The organism is Pseudomonas sp. SCPG-7 (assembly GCF_002156405.1).
In the GTDB taxonomy this organism is placed as follows: Bacteria; Pseudomonadota; Gammaproteobacteria; order Pseudomonadales; family Pseudomonadaceae; genus Aquipseudomonas; species Aquipseudomonas parakoreensis.
Map to the genome: position 1 here is coordinate 1 of NZ_MVOO01000020.1, position 15,179 is coordinate 15,179.

Genomic DNA, 15,179 nt, shown 5'->3' on the forward strand with positions numbered 1-15,179 from the left:
GTTTGAGATTCTAGGGTTGCTGAGCAACATAGAATCTCCCACATTGGAACTCGGTCGAATGTGGGAGCGAGCCTGCTCGCGAAGCTTTTAAGATCAGAAGTGGAACTTCACCAGGAAGCTGGTCACGTTCTGATTGGTGGTGAAGCCACGGGTGTCGTCGATCCCGTACTTGTCTTTCCAGTAGTCGTATTCAACACCGACGTACAGCTGCTTCTCGCCGAAATGCAGCGCCTTGCCCAGGTCGTATTTGACCTGTGGGTTGAAGTGCAGGTTGGCGTGGTATTCGCCTTTGCTGTTGACGTCGTTGTCGACCACCCAGTCCATGTAACCGTCGATCAGCACGTTCGAGCTGCCGACCGGGATGGTGTAGGACCAGACCGGCGTGATCTGCCAGACGTTATCACCCGGACGCGAGCCGTCGGTGTGGCGCTGGTAGAAGTTCAGCTGGAAGTAGTCGAAACCCGGGATCGCCAGGTCGAAGCCAGGACCGATCAGGTACGACTCGACGTCGCCTTCACCGAACTCGTAAGTCATCGCCAGCAGCACGTCTTTGATCGGACCGAATTCGAGCTTCTGGTCGAGGACTTTGCCCAGCGAGATGCGCGGCTGGAATTCACCGTAATAGGTGTTGTTGCCGACGCCACCGTCTGGCTTGCCGTTGTAGAAGATCTTGTCGATGAACAGGAAGTTATCCCCGTACTTCCAGGCATCGGCGTGCTCGAAGGTGACGGTCTGCTGGATCGCCGGGTTGACCTTGAAGTCTTTGCCGTAGAGGTAGGTCAGGCTGTTGTTCTGCCATTGCAGCAGGCCGTCGGCCATGGCCTGGCCGCCGGCCAGCATCGATCCCGCGAGCATCAGGCTGGTGCACATACGTTTCATTCGGTTGCTCCCAAAGTAGGTGTTCCACGTTTATTTTTTTAAGATCGGCGCTCTGGTGTGGCGCCTTTTTTCGTTGCTGAAAAAGTCATCCGATCGGTCAGCTTCGCTGGTGATAGCAAGAGCTGGGCCAACGCTTTCGAAAAGCAAAAAAACGCCCGTTCGGCTGCTGAAAAACAGTCGATTGCGCGTGTTTTCGGGATGCCTCGGTACTGACCGGGGCCGGGATAAGTTGGCTTGTCGGTCAGGAATTAAATCCGGGCTTTTTTTTAGACCGAATTCAAGAGGCCGCGGAGAATACTGACTCCTCGGCCAGCTCTCAAGTGCCCCGCAACAGAGCACCGACGACAGGTATGGGGCACGGTTGCGGGCCATCTCAGAAGTGCACCTTCACCAGCAGGCTGGCGGTGTTCTGGTTGGTGTCGAGGTTGTGGCTGCTTTCGACACCATATTTGTTCTTCCAATAGCTGTATTCGGTGCCGACGTACAGCTGCTTCTGGCTCCAGCCCAAGGCTTTGCCGAGGTCGTATTTGATCTGCGGATTGATGTGCAGGTTGGCGTGGTAAGTGCCGCGCGAGTTCTGATCGTTGTCGACCACCCAGTCCAGATAGCCATCGATCAGGAGGTCGGAATTGCCCAGCGGCACGCTGTACGACCAGCCCGGAGTGATCTGCCACACGCCGTCGCCGGGGCGCGGGCCTTCTGTCTGGCGGCGGAAAATGTTCAGGGTCACGTAGTTGAAGCCGGGCACTTTCAGGTCGAAGCCGGGGCCGATCAGGTAGGCCTCGCTGTCGCCTTCGCCGTACTCGTAGGTCATCGCCAGCAGCACGTCCTTGATCGGCCCGAACTCGATTTTCCGGTCGAAGATCTTGCCAAACGAGAAGCGCGGGGTGAATTCGCCGTAGAACGTGTGCGGGCCTTTGTTGCGGTCTTCCTGGCCGTTGTAGAAGATCTTGTCGACGAACAGGAAGTTGTCGCCGTACTTCCACTTGTCGGCGTGCTCGAACGTCACCGTCTGCTGGATCGACGGGTTGATCGCGAAGTTCTTGCCGTACAGGTAGCTCAGGCTGTTGGTCTGCCACAGCAGTAAATCGCCGGCCATGGCCTGACTCGCGGCCAGCAGGCCGCCACTCAACAGAACGTTGGTTTGCGTGCGAATCATCGGTTGCTCCCTCTTGTTTTTATTGTTGAGGCAGGGTGTTGCACAATCCCTGTGGGGGCGAGCTTGCTCGCGAAAGCGGTGTGTCATTCAACAGTGATGTTGACTGACATGGCCTCTTCGCGAGCAAGCTCGCTCCCACAGGGATAATCGGTAATGCTGTTAATGCGCGTGGCAGTCGTTGATCGCGGCGCGTTCGGCGCCGCCGAGGATGTTGAACAGCAGGTTCAGCGTCAGTGCGCTGAGCGTGGCCATGGCGATACCGCTGTGGGTGATCGGGCTCATCCACAGCGGCAGATGCGCGAAGAACTCCGGACGCACCACCGGGATCAGGCCCATGCCGATGCTCACTGCCACCAGCAACTGGTTGCGACGGTCACCGATGTCGGCTTCCTGAAGAATCTTGATCCCGGTGGCAGCGACCATGCCGAACATCGCAATCGCCGCTCCACCCAGCACTGCCGGTGGAATCGATGCGACGAGGAACGCCGCTTTCGGCAGCAGGCTCAGCACGATCAGCAGACCACCAGCGACGATGGTCACCGAGCGGCAGCGCACGCCAGTCATCTGCACCAGGCCGATGTTCTGTGCGAACGAGGAGTGGGTGAAGGTGTTGAAGAAACCGGCGACGAACGAGGCCCCGGCATCGCACAGCAGGCCGCGACGCAGCATGCGTGGGCAGACTTCCTGACCGGTGATCTTGCCCAGCGCGAGGAACATCCCGGTGGACTCGACGAAAATGATCACCACCACCAGACACATCGACAGGATCGGCGCCAGTTCGAATTTCGGCATGCCGAAGTGCAGCGGGGTGACGAACTGAACCCATGGCGCGTTGGCCATGCCGCTCAGGTCGACCATGCCGATGGCGCCGCAGAGCACGTAGCCCAGGCACATGCCGATCAGCACGGAAATATTGACCCAGAAGCCGCGCATGAAGCGGTGGATCAGCAAAATGGTCGCCAGCACCAGCGCGGCGATGGCCAGATAAATCGGTGAGCCGAACTGCGCCGCAGCGGCCCCGCCACCGGCCCAGTTCACGGCCACGGGGAACAGCGACAGACCGATCGAAGTGATGACCGTGCCAGTCACCAACGGCGGGAAGAAGCGCACGACTTTGGACATGAACGGAGCGATCAGCATGCCGAAGAATCCGGCGGCGATGGTCGCACCGAAGATCCCTTGCAGACCAATACCGGGCATGCCGGCCATGGCGACCATGCTGCCGACCGCCGCGAAACTGGCGCCCATCATCACCGGCATGCGGATGCCCATCGGGCCGATCCCGAGCGACTGGACGATGGTGGCGATACCGGCGACCAGCAGGTCGGCGTTGATCAGGAAGGCGATTTCTTCACGACTCAGGCCAGCGGCCTGTCCGATGATCAACGGCACCGCGATGGCACCGCCGTACATCAGCAGAACATGTTGCAAACCGACCAGGATCAGTTGCAAAAGGGGCAAACGCTGAATGGCGGGTGCGTCGGGGATGCGCGCTTTGGACAGCTCGGACATGCAACACCTCGGATCTTTTTTATTCTTGTGATTAACAGCTGCCGGGTGGCTCACAGCTGTTTCTTTGCATCAGGTCTGTGGCGAGGGAGCTTGCTCCCGCTGGACTGCGTAGCAGTCCCTGCTCTTCAGGCAAAGAGAGGGGCCGCTTCGCGACCCAGCGGGAGCAAGCTCCCTCGCCACAATTTGTGTTGCTTAGTTGGTCTGGGCTCCCTGGGCGATCCATGCACCGATCAGGTCACGTTCCTGCTGGGTCATCTGCGTGATGTTGCCCAGTGGCATGATCTGCGTGGTGATGGCTTGCGCCTGGATCCGCGCCGCGTTCTGACGGATCTGCTCGGGGGTGTCGAACATCACACCGGCCGGTGCCGCGCTGAACAACGGGCTGGTCGGTTTGGCCGAGTGGCAGACCGCGCAGCGTTCCTGGATCACGTTGTGCACCTTGTCGAAGGCCGGACCGGCGTTGGACGCTTGCGCCGGTGCCGCAGCCGAGGCTGCTGCTGGCGCTGCAGGTGCCGCCGCTTCAGCCGGTTTCGCGCCGCCGCCCAGTGCCGTTTCCGGCAGCGGTTGGTACTCGATTTTCGCGGGTGCCTTGGCCACGTCCGGTGCGGTCGGCATCGGCGCCGGGCCGGTGACGTACGCCAGGGTGATCATGCCCACCGCTGCCACGGGCAGGGTCCAGGCAAACTTGTGGCTGTCGTGACGGGTGTTGAAGTAGTGACGCACCAACACCGCCAACACCGCGATCCCGGCCAGGATCAACCAGTTGTACTGGCTGCCGTAGGTGCTCGGGAAGTGGTTGCTGATCATGATGAACAGCACCGGCAGGGTGAAGTAGTTGTTGTGACGCGAACGCAGCAGGCCTTTGGCGGGCAGCGCCGGGTCCGGCGTACGGTTCTCGGCAATCGCCGCCACCAGTGCACGCTGTGCCGGCATGATGATGCGGAACACGTTGCCGACCATGATGGTGCCGATGATCGCGCCGACGTGCAGGTACGCACCACGACCGCTGAACACCTTGCTGAAGCCATACGCCGCGCCGATGATCAGCACGAACAGGATGAAGCCGAGCAGGGCGGGTTTCTTGCCAAGGGCCGAATCGCAAAGGAAGTCGTAGATGAACCAGCCGGCGATCAGCGAACCGATGCCGATGGCCACGCCTTCAGGGCCGGTCAGGCCGCTGCCGGGTGCCACGAGGTAGAGCACGGGATTGGAGTAGAACACCACGCACAGCAGCGCGATCCCCGACATCCAGGTGAAGTAGGCTTCCCATTTGAACCAGTGCAGGTTCTCCGGCATCGACGGAGGGGCCAGTTTGTATTTTTCCAGGTGATAGATACCGCCGCCGTGGATTGCCCACAGATCACCGGCAAGACCGGTTTTCGGGTTGACGCGGTTGAGGTTGTTCTCCAGCCAGACGAAGTAGAACGACGCGCCGATCCAGGCCACGCCAGTGATCATGTGAACCCAGCGCACGCTCAGGTTCAGCCATTCCAACAGATGTGCTTCCACAGTCTTTACCTCTCGCCTGTCACCCTTGTTGTCGAGTGATCAGACCTTCTCTTATTGGTGGGGGGCGAGGATCAAACGCTCATCCTCTTTGAAAAAATGCTCATCGCAGTTATTGCCTGTGCCACTGCGATCAACCACCAGGAAGTCATCCCGCTTTTCGATCGTCAGCACCGGGTGGTGCCAGACGCCGCGATGGTAATTGATGCCCTGCCTGCCGTTGGTGACGAAGGCGCGGACCAAGCCTGATACAGGTACATCGCCAAGTGGCGCGACCACGATCAGAAAGGGGTTGCCGAGCAGCGGGATGAAAGCCTGGCTGCCCAGCGGATGGCGTTCCAGCATGCTCACGGTCAGCGGCATGTCCTGCGCGTCGGCGCGGAAGATGCTGATGATCGCGTTGTCCTCAGGCGTAGCGGTTTCGACCGTCGCCAGTTTGTGGAAGCGCATGGTCGAACCGTTGTTGATCATGAAGTGGTCGCTGCCGTCGGTTTCGATCACGTCACCGAAGGGGGCGAAGGCTTCTTTGGTCAGCGGTTCAATCTGTAGTGTGCGCATGCTGTTCTTTTCCGAATTCTGTGTTGTTCAACTTTTAAGTGCGTCTTGCGCGATCCCTGTAGGAGCTGGCGAAGCCTGCGATCTTTTGATTTTGCTTTTAAGATCAAGATCAAGAGATCGCAGCCTGCGGCAGCTCCTACAGGCTCAGCATTACTTCGCGACCTTGCCGAGTACGCGCAGGCGACTCACACCACCGTCCGGGAACACGTTCAGGCGGATGTGGGTGATTGGGCCCAGTGCCTTGATCTGCTCGACGAAGGTGTGTTCGGCGTGCATTTCCAGCTTCTGGCTCGGCAGCAGTTCGCGCCAGAACAGCGACTGGGTTTCGATCTGGCTGTCGGTGCCGCCTTTGACGAACGCGCCCTGGATCGAGCAGGTGTCCGGGTAGTTGCCCTTGAAGTGCAGGGTGTCGACGATGATTTTTTCGATCTCGCCCGGATGGCCCAACGCGACGATCACCCAGTCATTGCCCGGGGTGCGACGACGTGCTGTTTCCCAGCCGTCGCCCATGTTGATGCCACGGCCTGGGTTGAGGATGTTGCTCATGCGGCCGAAGTGTTCGTCGGAGCAGGCGAGGGCGCGGCCGCCGTTGAGGGCTGCAGCCAGATCGACTTGCTCGTTGTCGCCCACCGCGGACCAGTCGCGGAACGGAATACCGTACACGCGCAGACGGGCCACACCACCGTCCGGGAAGATGTTGAAGCGCAGGTGACTGAACGCTTTGTCGCTGCTGATTTCATGGTAGTGGTGGCTGTTGCCCTGCAGCTCGACGGCCGACAGGACTTCAGTCCACTGGGTGTTTTCGTCTGGCTCGCCCGAGGCCAGGAAGCATGCTTCCAGCGAGGCCGATGGCGGGAAGTTGCCGGTGAAGAATGAAGTGTCGATGTCCACGCCTTTGATCGAACCTGGTACACCCAGGCGGATTACCGCGCTGTCGTAGCCTTCGAAGCGCTTGCGGCGCGATTCCCAGCCATCCATCCACTTGCCGTTGTCGTCGAACACACCCTCCTTCCACACGGCCGGGGTCGGCTGAAACAGACGATTGGCGTCTGCGAACCAGTCATCGGTGACCGAGATGATTTTGGTGCCCAGACGGGCATCGGCCAGGTTGACGAACTTCTCGAAAGGTACGGCGTAAGCTTTCATTCTTCTTGTCTGCCTTTAATAAGTTGGCTGGGGATGCTTGCAAGGCCCTGGGCATTCTCCGCGTCTGACATGCTCGGGCCAGGCTTGCTAAAGAGTCAGTAAACGGAACAGGGCGATCTTGTTGATCTCCGCCAGCGCGCATTTGAATTCGGTGTCGACCGAGTTGTGAATGCGCGTTTCGAACGCCGCGAGGATCTGATGCCGGTTGCTGCCTTTTACCGCCATGATGAAGGGAAACTTGAACTTGGCCTTGTAGGCGTCGTTCAGCTCGGTGAAGCGCTGGAACTCTTCGGCCGTGCATTGGTGAATACCGGCGCCAGCCTGTTCATGGGTGCTGGCTTCGGTCAGTTGGCCCTGGACGGCGGCTTTGCCGGCCAGGTCCGGGTGAGCGTTGATCAACGCAAGCTGGCTGGCGTGATCGGCGCTCAACAGGATGTCGCTCATGCGCTGGTGCAGGGTTTCGATCTCGTCGATCGAAGCGTCCACGCCCAGGTCGTAGGCCTTCTCGGCCACCCATGGCGAATGTTCGTAGATGTCGGCGAAGGCTTTGACGAAGGCGTCGCGACTCAGGGTCGACGGTTGCAGGGTTTGAAAGCGGCTCATTTGGCGGCCCCTTGGTACGGGTGGGTTTCGTGCCAGTGGCGCGCAATATCGACGCGACGGCTGAACCACACCTGTTCATGACTTTTGGCGTATTCGATGAAGCGCTTGAGCGACGCCAGACGCGCCGGACGGCCGATCAGGCGGCAGTGCAGACCGATCGAAAGCATCTTCGGCGCTTCGGCACCCTCGGCGTAGAGCACGTCGAATGCGTCTTTGAGGTATTCGAAGAAATCGTCGCCCTTGTTGAAACCCTGCACCTGGGTGAAGCGCATGTCATTGGTGTCGAGGGTGTACGGGATCACCAGGTGCGGCTTGCCGGTCGGGTTGTTCGGTTCCCAGTAGGGCAGGTCGTCGTCGTAGGTGTCGCAGTCGTAAAGGAAACCGCCTTCTTCCATCACCAGCCGACGGGTGTTCGGGCCGGTGCGACCGGTGTACCAGCCCAACGGGCGTTCGCCGGTAAGTTCGGTGAGGATGCGGATCGCTTCGAGCATGTGCTCGCGTTCCTGCGCCTCATCCATGTACTGGTAGTCGATCCAGCGGTAGCCGTGGCTGCAGATCTCGTGGCCGGCTTCGACCATCGCGCGGATCACGTCCGGGTGGCGCTGGGCAGCCATGGCGACGGCGAAGATGGTCAGCGGAATGTCGAATTCCTTGAACAGTTTCAGGATCCGCCAGACGCCGGCACGGCTGCCATATTCGTAAAGCGATTCCATGCTCATGTTGCGCGCGCCTTGCAGCGGCTGGGCAGCAACCATTTCGGAAAGAAAGGCTTCGGATTCTTTGTCGCCGTGCAGGATGTTGCGCTCGCCGCCTTCTTCGTAGTTGAGTACGAAGGACAGCGCGATGCGCGCGTTGCCCGGCCAGTGTGGGTGAGGAGGGTTACTGCCGTAACCGATCAGGTCGCGTGGGTAGTCAGCGCTCACTGCAGTCTTCCTTCTTATTCGTTGACAGGTTTGTGTAACGGCCTGCGCAGGCTGGCGTCACAGCGATGGGCTGATTGTATACAACTTTATTCGCAATTTGTAAGCCTGAATTTTCGCATTTTTCACCGACTGTCATCTTTTGCTGCTAATGGCGTAAGCCTGCAAGAAACCTGCCTGATCAGTCAGCTAATGGCTGTGAGGTTCAATACTCAGGCGCCTGAGGGGCAGATCAAGGTGAAACACCCGAATGGCGGGGGTGGTGCGAAAAATGTCGTTTTTATTGTGTACAATTTTTTTGAAAAATGTCTTAATCAGTCGCTCGCCGCAACTTTTCGTGCTCCGAATCGGTGCGGTCTCCTTTTACCTGACTTCGGGAGGCGCGAAGTCTGACTGCTCTTTGCGGCCAGGCGCGCAGAATCAATGGGACGTTTGACAACACACGTTTTGGACGCTGCACACGGTTGCCCGGGCAGCTCGATCAAGGTCGAGCTGTACCGCGTTGAAGGTTCGCATCTGGAATTGGTCGCCAGTGCCGTTACCAACAGCGATGGCCGGGTCGATGCGCCGCTGCTGCAGGGCGATGACTACCGCACCGGGGTCTATCAGGTGCAGTTCCACGCCGGCGATTACTACCGCGCCCGTGGCGTGCAACTGCCGGAACCGGCGTTCCTCGACGTGGTGGTGCTGCGTTTCGGCATCTCCGCCGAGCAGGATCACTACCACGTGCCACTGCTGATCTCGCCTTACAGCTATTCCACCTACAGGGGCAGCTGACCCCCAAGCAGCTGCCCCCACCGGGAAGCGACTGCGCATATAGCTTCTTTGGTCTTTCGCCCGCTCACACTGCGGGCTTTTTTTCGTCTGCCTTAAAGTCAAAAGATCGCAGCCTGCGGCAGCTCCTACAGTTTGGAATGCAATCCCCTGTAGGAGCTGCCGCAGGCTGCGATCTTTTGCTCTTTAACGGCTCAACAGCGACGCAGCGCCCGCACCACTGAACAACCCGGCACTCACCCGGTTGAACCAGCTCTGCCCCTTGCCGCTACGCAGATAGCGCGCCGCACCATGCGCACCCAGCCCGTAAGCCAGTTTGCAGCACAGGTCGAGCACCACCCAGGTCGCGATCATGATCAGCAGTTGCGGCAGGAACGGTTGTTGCGCGCTGAGGAACTGCGGCAGAAACGCGGCGAAAAACAGAATGTCCTTTGGATTGCTGGCGCCCAAGACGAAAGCCCGACCAAACAGGGTGCGGAAACGTGGCACCGGTGCGGCCTGCGGCACTTCGGCGCCCACCGCTGGCTGACGCGATTGCTGCCAGCTCTGCCAGGCGAGGTAGAACAGGTACAGCGCACCGACGATTTTCAGGGCGCTGAACAACTGTTCTGACGCCAGCAACAGGGCGCCCAACCCCAGCGCCGACGCACTGAGCAGGCAGATCGAGGCAATCACGCCGCCGAGAAACGCCGGATAAGAGCGGCGCAAGCCGTAGTTCAGACTGTTGCTGATCATCAGCAATGACAGCGGCCCCGGAATCAGGATCACCACCAATGCAGCGCCGCTGAACAGCAGCCAGGTTTCCAGACTCATCACTTTGCTCCTTTTTTGTTGTACTCAAGAATGTGCAAAAGCCCCACCCGCGAGGGTGAGGCTGGTTTGACGCTTGAACCGCGTGACGCTTACAAGAAGATGAACTTGGCGATGAAGATCGCGCAGAGCACCCACAGGCTGACGGAAATTTCCTTGTACTTGCCGGTACCGGCTTTCAACGCCACGTAGGTGATGAAGCCCAGCGCAATGCCGTCGGCGACCGAGAAGGTCAGCGGCATCATGATCGCGGTGACGATCGCCGGGATGGCGTCAGTGGCTTCATCCCATTCGATGTGCGCCATGCCGCCCATCATCAGCATCGCGACGTAAATCAGTGCACCGGCGGTGGCATAGGCCGGAATCATCCCGGCCAGTGGTGCGAAAAACATCGCGGCTATAAATAGCACACCCACGGTGACTGCGGTAAGACCAGTCCGACCACCAGCGGCTACGCCAGCGGCACTTTCCACATAGCTGGTAACAGGAGGAACACCGACCACCGCGCCGAAAACACTGGAGGCACTGTCGGCTTTCATCGCGCGGGAGAGGTTTTCGATACGCCCGTCAGCGTTGACCAGATTGGCCCGCTGGGCGACGCCCATCAGCGTGCCGGCGGTGTCGAACATGTGTACGAAGAGGAAAGCCAGGACCACGCTGATCATGCTGACGTTGAACACGCCCGCGACGTTCATCGCCATGAAGGTCGGCGCCAGGCTTGGCGGGGTCGACATGATGCCGGAGTAGTGCACGATGCCCAGGCCCCAACCGGCGAGGGTCACGGTGATGATGCTGATGAGGATCGCGCCGAAGACTTTGTGGTAGCTGAGGATCGCGATCATCAGGAAGCAGATCGCCGCCAGCAGCGGGCCGGGTTCACGCAGGGAGCCGAGTTTGATCAGGGTGGCCGGGCTGTCGACGACAATGCCAGCGGTTTTCAGACCAATCAGCCCGAGGAACAGGCCGACGCCAGCGCCCATCGCAAAGCGCAGGCTGACCGGGATGCTGTTGAGCAGCCATTCGCGAATCCGCGAGAAGGTCAGGATCATGAACAGCACACCGGAAACGAACACCGCACCGAGCGCGGTTTCCCAGTTGTAGCCCATGGTGCCGACCACGGTGTAAGTGAAGAAAGCGTTGAGGCCCATGCCCGGCGCCAGGCCCACCGGCCAGTTGGCGTACAGGCCCATCAGCAGGCAGCCGAGTGCGGCGGCGATGCAGGTGGCGACGAAGGCTGCACCGTGATCGATCCCGGCATCGGCCATGATGTTCGGGTTGACGAAGATGATGTAAGCCATGGTGATGAAGGTTGTCAGACCGGCAATCAGCTCGGTCTTCACCGTGGTGCCATGCAAGCTGAGTTTGAAGATGCGCTCCAGCACGCCTGTGCGTAAGGGCGGCGAGAGTTCCAGCGTCGATGCTTCGGATTTGCGGCTTTCCACAGCGAGTACTCCTCAAGAGTTTTATTGTTATTTCCAGGGCCGGACCCATGAGGGGTGGCAGCAGCCCTTTGAGGCATACGCGAATTTGTTGACCATGCGGTCAGGAACTCGCACGCAGTGGATTATGCTTTTGTGTACAAATAAAGCAAATATTGTTTTTGGTTTTGTTTACGAAAGGTCAGGCGATAGAGATATATCGCCTTCAGAGGCCCCATCGCTGGCAAGCCAGCTCCCACAGGGTTGGTGGGTTTCTTCACATCTGTGTACGCCGTTGCCCTTGTGGGAGCTGGCTTGCCAGCGATGAGGCCGGTCCAGTCAATCCAGATGTGACTGAGTGCCCCCAAGCGCCATATTCACCGCCAACCACCCATTCACCGCCGCCTCCCCAGCCTCGGCAAACACCCGCTCGAGCAACTTCACCTGCTCACGGCGCAACGCTTGCTCGAACTTCGCACCCTCTACGGTCAGCTCCAGCAAGCGCTTACGCTTGTCCGCCTCCGACGCCACGCTGTCCACCAAGTGCATTTCCTGCAGCTGGCGCAACGGCATGTTCAGCGCCTGCTTGCTCACGCCGAGCAATCCCAGCAACTCCTTCACGCTCAAATTCGGATAACGCGCGATGAAAAACACAATCCGCTGATGCACCCGGGACAGGCCGCGACGTTCGAGCATTTCGTCGGCCTTGGCGGTGAACGCCTGATAGCCGAAGAAAAACGCTTCCATCGCCTGCTGCTGGCTGGCGGGGTTTTTAAGGTCAAGCATGTTGACGTACTCGCTCAAGCTGTCGTAGTTTCAGTCAACCAGTTTGACTCATTTTTCCCAGGCCTCGCTACCGGTGACTCCCATGGCTTTTTCCGAACGTGTTTCGCGCCTTAAAAGTTCTCTGATCCGTGAAATCCTCGCCGCCGCCCAGCGTCCGGAGGTGATGTCGTTTGCCGGTGGCCTGCCCGCCGAAGCCATGCTGCCGAAAGTCGAATGGGCCGACATGCCGCTGGCGCTTGGTCAGTACGGCATGAGCGAAGGCGAGCCGGCGCTGCGTGAAGCGCTGGCGGCGCAGGCGCGAGCGTTGGGTCTGGCGTGCACGGCGAGTCAGGTGCTGGTGGTCAGCGGTTCCCAGCAGACCCTCGATCTGGCCGCCAAGTTGTACATCGACAGGGGTACCGAAATTCTTCTGGAAGCCCCGACCTACCTGGCCGCGTTGCAGAACTTCCAGCTGTTCGGCGCCGATTGCCTGACCGTGCCGCAAGAGTCCGACGGCCCGAACCTGGCGCAGCTACGCAGTCGTCTTGAGCAACACCGCCCGGCATTCATCTACCTGATCCCGACGTTCCAGAATCCGTCCGCCGTGCGTTACAGCGAAGCCAAGCGCGCTGCCGTCGCCGCGCTGCTGGATGAATTCGGCGTGACCCTGATCGAAGACGAGCCGTATCGCGAACTGACGTTCGATGGCGGCAGCGCCAAACCGATTGCGGGGCGTTTGCAGAAAGCCAGCTGGATCTACACCGGCACCGTGTCGAAAACCTTGCTGCCGGGTTTGCGCGTCGGCTACCTGATCGCCAGCCCGGACCTGTTTCCGCACCTGCTCAAACTCAAGCAATCGGCGGATCTGCACACCAACCGCATCGGCCAGTGGCAGGCATTGCAATGGATCGGCAGTGAAAAATATCAGCAGTACCTGGGTGAGTTGCGCGGCTTCTACCGGCAGCGCCGCGATGCGTTTCAAGCGGCGCTGGAAACGCACTTTGCCGATCTGGCGGACTGGAACGCCCCGCAGGGCGGGCTGTTTTTCTGGCTGACGCTCAAGCAACCGCTGGATACGCGAACGCTGCTCAACGAGGCGCTGGCCAATGACGTGGCGTTCATGCCGGGCGAGCCGTTCTTTCCCGAGCCGGATAAAAACCTCGGGCACCTGCGTTTGAATTTCAGCCACATCGACCCGGCGCGACTGGATGAAGGGTTGAAGCGGTTGGCGGCGGTGGTGAGGCAGGCGCAACTAGACAAAGCAGCCTGAAAAAAATAAACCGGCTCGAGGGCCGGTTTATTTTTGTCTGAGTAATGTGTTGTTCTTGCGGGCCTCATCGCTGGCAAGCCAGCTCCCACAGGTTATGTGAACGCTACAGATCACTGTGGGAGCTGGCTTGCCAGCGATGGGGCCATAAGCAACACAACATCAATATCAGACTGCAGCAAACCGCTTATCCAGATAATCAATAATCACCTTGGACTCATACATCCAGGTCGTCTGCCCATTCTCTTCAATGCGCAGGCACGGCACCTTGATCTTGCCGCCCTGACTCAGCAGGGTCTGGCGATCCTGTTCGTTGTTCTTCGCGTCCTTCAGTGCGACCGGCACATTCAGGCGACGCAGGGTGCGGCGGGTTTTCACGCAGAACGGGCAGGCGTGGAACTGATACAGGGTCAGGCCTTTGGCGGCGGCGTTGACTTGTGCCTGTACTTCGGCCGGGCGCTGTTTCTTGCCCGGACGGGTGATGAAGTCGATGAAGATGATCAGTTGGCCAAGGCCGACACGAAGCGCTTTTACGAACACGTTGAAAGCCTCACGGTGCAAAGAGAGAAGGGCGCGCAGCTTACCCGATTTTTCACGGACGAAAAAAAACCGGCGATCAACGCCGGTTTTTTCTGCAGCCGATTACTTGATCAGGCTGAGGAACTCGCTGCGAGTCGCCGCGTTTTCGCGGAACTCACCGAGCATCACCGAAGTGATCATCGACGAATTCTGTTTCTCGACACCGCGCATCATCATGCACATGTGCTTGGCCTCGATCACCACGGCCACGCCCAGCGCACCGGTGACTTGCTGCACCGCGTCGGCGATCTGACGGCTGAGGTTTTCCTGGATCTGCAGGCGGCGGGCGTACATGTCGACGATCCGCGCGACCTTCGACAGGCCCAGCACTTTGCCGCTCGGAATGTACGCGACGTGGGCCTTGCCGATGAACGGCAGCAGGTGGTGTTCGCACAACGAGTACAGCTCGATGTCCTTGACCAGCACCATTTCGCTGTTGTCGGAGCTGAACAGGGCACCGTTGGTGACCTCTTCGAGCGTCTGTTCATAACCGCGGCAGAGGTACTGCATGGCTTTGGCGGCACGCTTTGGCGTGTCGAGCAGGCCCTCGCGGGAGACGTCCTCGCCCAGTTGGCCGAGAATCGCGGTGTAATTCTGTTCCAGGGACATGAAACTACCTGTGGGGATTTTCGCAAAGGGCAAGGGTACGGTGGCGGACACAACCCTGCAAGTTCGGTGTAACGCGATTATTCGTCGCGGCCTTCCATCATGGTGCGTTTGAGCATCACGTACACCGCACCGGCACCGCCGTGTTTTGCCTGACATGAGCAGAAACCGAGCACTTGTGGATGCTGGCGCAGCCACGTGTTGACGTGGCTTTTGATCATCGGCCGCTTGCCGTCCAGGCGCACGGCCTTGCCGTGGGTGACGCGCACGCAGCGGATTTCGAATCGGGTTGCTTCGGCGAGAAACGCCCAAAGCGTCTCGCGGGCCTTTTCCACGTTCATGCCGTGCAGGTCGAGGCTGCCTTCGAACGGGATCTGCCCGATCTTGAGCTTGCGCATCTGGCTTTCCTGCACCCCGTCGCGGGCCCACATCAACTCGTCTTCGGGGCCGACGTCGATCACGAACTGATCGGACAGGCCATCCACGGTGGTGTTGTCGGTGCGCACAGTGGCGGACTGGCGCAGCTTGGCAATGTGCGCGCGGTCAGCCTTGGGTTTGCCGGTGTCGGCGCGGTCGTGCTTGATCGGCTTGACGCCTTGGATCGCACTTTTGAACAGGGAAAAATCGTCGTCTTGCATGTCAGCCTCCGCGAAGGGCGGCCAGTTTACCCAAGTCGA

Annotated in this window: 16 protein-coding genes; 2 read left to right on the forward strand and 14 right to left on the reverse strand. The window is 59.6% G+C overall.

Annotated elements, in window-relative coordinates:
• Positions 1–93: 93 nt before the first annotated feature.
• From B1722_RS25190 to puuE, 8 genes are all read right to left on the reverse strand, one after another.
• On the reverse strand, positions 94–879 hold the full coding sequence (locus B1722_RS25190) for an outer membrane protein OmpK (RefSeq protein ID WP_041068818.1): 786 nt from the start codon (positions 877–879) through the stop codon (positions 94–96).
• A gap of 373 nt (positions 880–1,252) precedes the next feature.
• On the reverse strand, positions 1,253–2,038 hold the full coding sequence (locus tag B1722_RS25195; protein ID WP_086794739.1) for an outer membrane protein OmpK: 786 nt from the start codon (positions 2,036–2,038) through the stop codon (positions 1,253–1,255).
• 159 nt (positions 2,039–2,197) lie between these two features.
• Positions 2,198–3,550, reverse strand: a complete 1,353-nt coding sequence (locus B1722_RS25200; RefSeq protein WP_041068823.1) for a nucleobase:cation symporter-2 family protein — start codon at positions 3,548–3,550, stop codon at positions 2,198–2,200.
• Positions 3,551–3,742: 192 nt separating this feature from the next.
• Positions 3,743–5,059 (reverse strand): urate hydroxylase PuuD, encoded by a 1,317-nt coding sequence (locus B1722_RS25205; RefSeq protein WP_086794740.1) that lies wholly within the window; start codon positions 5,057–5,059, stop codon positions 3,743–3,745.
• A 51-nt stretch (positions 5,060–5,110) separates the two neighbouring features.
• Entirely contained in the window at positions 5,111–5,614 is a 504-nt protein-coding gene (locus tag B1722_RS25210) for an ureidoglycolate lyase (RefSeq protein WP_041068829.1), read from the reverse strand.
• Between the two features lie 150 nt (positions 5,615–5,764).
• Entirely contained in the window at positions 5,765–6,760 is a 996-nt protein-coding gene (alc, locus tag B1722_RS25215) for an allantoicase (RefSeq protein ID WP_041068832.1), read from the reverse strand.
• Positions 6,761–6,847: 87 nt separating this feature from the next.
• On the reverse strand, positions 6,848–7,363 hold the full coding sequence (uraD, locus tag B1722_RS25220; protein ID WP_041068835.1) for a 2-oxo-4-hydroxy-4-carboxy-5-ureidoimidazoline decarboxylase: 516 nt from the start codon (positions 7,361–7,363) through the stop codon (positions 6,848–6,850).
• A complete protein-coding gene (gene puuE, locus B1722_RS25225) occupies positions 7,360–8,286 on the reverse strand; it encodes an allantoinase PuuE (RefSeq protein WP_039769896.1) in 927 nt (308 codons plus the stop codon). The genes uraD and puuE overlap by 4 nt, the downstream gene beginning before the upstream one ends.
• A 420-nt stretch (positions 8,287–8,706) precedes the next feature.
• On the opposite strand from puuE, the gene uraH reads away from it, so the two are divergent.
• A complete protein-coding gene (gene uraH, locus B1722_RS25230) occupies positions 8,707–9,060 on the forward strand; it encodes a hydroxyisourate hydrolase (protein WP_007913983.1) in 354 nt (117 codons plus the stop codon).
• Between the two features lie 183 nt (positions 9,061–9,243).
• Here the strand turns inward: uraH and B1722_RS25235 are convergent, their stop codons facing one another.
• The 3 genes from B1722_RS25235 to B1722_RS25245 form a co-directional block, all read right to left on the reverse strand.
• A complete protein-coding gene (locus B1722_RS25235) occupies positions 9,244–9,870 on the reverse strand; it encodes a LysE family translocator (protein WP_003223174.1) in 627 nt (208 codons plus the stop codon).
• An 89-nt stretch (positions 9,871–9,959) separates the two neighbouring features.
• Positions 9,960–11,309: an NCS2 family permease gene (locus tag B1722_RS25240; RefSeq protein WP_041068843.1), complete on the reverse strand. Its 1,350-nt coding sequence runs from the start codon at positions 11,307–11,309 to the stop codon at positions 9,960–9,962.
• A gap of 315 nt (positions 11,310–11,624) precedes the next feature.
• On the reverse strand, positions 11,625–12,071 hold the full coding sequence (locus B1722_RS25245) for a MarR family winged helix-turn-helix transcriptional regulator (protein WP_041068928.1): 447 nt from the start codon (positions 12,069–12,071) through the stop codon (positions 11,625–11,627).
• An 82-nt stretch (positions 12,072–12,153) separates the two neighbouring features.
• Here B1722_RS25245 and B1722_RS25250 point away from each other — a divergent pair, with 82 nt between their 5' ends.
• Entirely contained in the window at positions 12,154–13,320 is a 1,167-nt protein-coding gene (locus B1722_RS25250) for a PLP-dependent aminotransferase family protein (RefSeq protein ID WP_086794741.1), read from the forward strand.
• Between the two features lie 165 nt (positions 13,321–13,485).
• On the opposite strand, the gene B1722_RS25255 is transcribed toward B1722_RS25250, so the two are convergent.
• The 3 genes from B1722_RS25255 to B1722_RS25265 form a co-directional block, all read right to left on the reverse strand.
• Positions 13,486–13,857, reverse strand: a complete 372-nt coding sequence (locus B1722_RS25255) for a glutathione S-transferase N-terminal domain-containing protein (protein ID WP_041068931.1) — start codon at positions 13,855–13,857, stop codon at positions 13,486–13,488.
• A 102-nt stretch (positions 13,858–13,959) separates the two neighbouring features.
• A complete protein-coding gene (folE, locus tag B1722_RS25260) occupies positions 13,960–14,505 on the reverse strand; it encodes a GTP cyclohydrolase I FolE (protein WP_003204506.1) in 546 nt (181 codons plus the stop codon).
• 77 nt (positions 14,506–14,582) lie between these two features.
• Positions 14,583–15,140 carry a Smr/MutS family protein gene (locus tag B1722_RS25265; protein WP_041068854.1) on the reverse strand — a complete coding sequence of 186 codons (558 nt, stop codon included), beginning with the start codon at positions 15,138–15,140 and terminating at the stop codon, positions 14,583–14,585.
• Positions 15,141–15,179 lie beyond the last annotated feature (39 nt).

Excerpts from the sequence above, each read along its gene's own strand:
- B1722_RS25195 (WP_086794739.1), bottom strand. The coding sequence starts at position 2,038 with ATGATTCGCACGCAAACCAACGTTCTGTTGAGTGGCGGCCTGCTGGCC.
- B1722_RS25210 (WP_041068829.1), bottom strand. The coding sequence starts at position 5,614 with ATGCGCACACTACAGATTGAACCGCTGACCAAAGAAGCCTTCGCCCCC.
- B1722_RS25235 (WP_003223174.1), bottom strand. The coding sequence starts at position 9,870 with ATGAGTCTGGAAACCTGGCTGCTGTTCAGCGGCGCTGCATTGGTGGTG.
- B1722_RS25200 (WP_041068823.1), bottom strand. The coding sequence starts at position 3,550 with ATGTCCGAGCTGTCCAAAGCGCGCATCCCCGACGCACCCGCCATTCAG.
- B1722_RS25190 (WP_041068818.1), bottom strand. The coding sequence starts at position 879 with ATGAAACGTATGTGCACCAGCCTGATGCTCGCGGGATCGATGCTGGCC.
- uraD (WP_041068835.1), bottom strand. The coding sequence starts at position 7,363 with ATGAGCCGCTTTCAAACCCTGCAACCGTCGACCCTGAGTCGCGACGCC.
- uraH (WP_007913983.1), top strand. The coding sequence starts at position 8,707 with ATGGGACGTTTGACAACACACGTTTTGGACGCTGCACACGGTTGCCCG.
- folE (WP_003204506.1), bottom strand. The coding sequence starts at position 14,505 with ATGTCCCTGGAACAGAATTACACCGCGATTCTCGGCCAACTGGGCGAG.
- B1722_RS25245 (WP_041068928.1), bottom strand. The coding sequence starts at position 12,071 with ATGCTTGACCTTAAAAACCCCGCCAGCCAGCAGCAGGCGATGGAAGCG.
- alc (WP_041068832.1), bottom strand. The coding sequence starts at position 6,760 with ATGAAAGCTTACGCCGTACCTTTCGAGAAGTTCGTCAACCTGGCCGAT.
- B1722_RS25250 (WP_086794741.1), top strand. The coding sequence starts at position 12,154 with ATGGCTTTTTCCGAACGTGTTTCGCGCCTTAAAAGTTCTCTGATCCGT.
- B1722_RS25265 (WP_041068854.1), bottom strand. The coding sequence starts at position 15,140 with ATGCAAGACGACGATTTTTCCCTGTTCAAAAGTGCGATCCAAGGCGTC.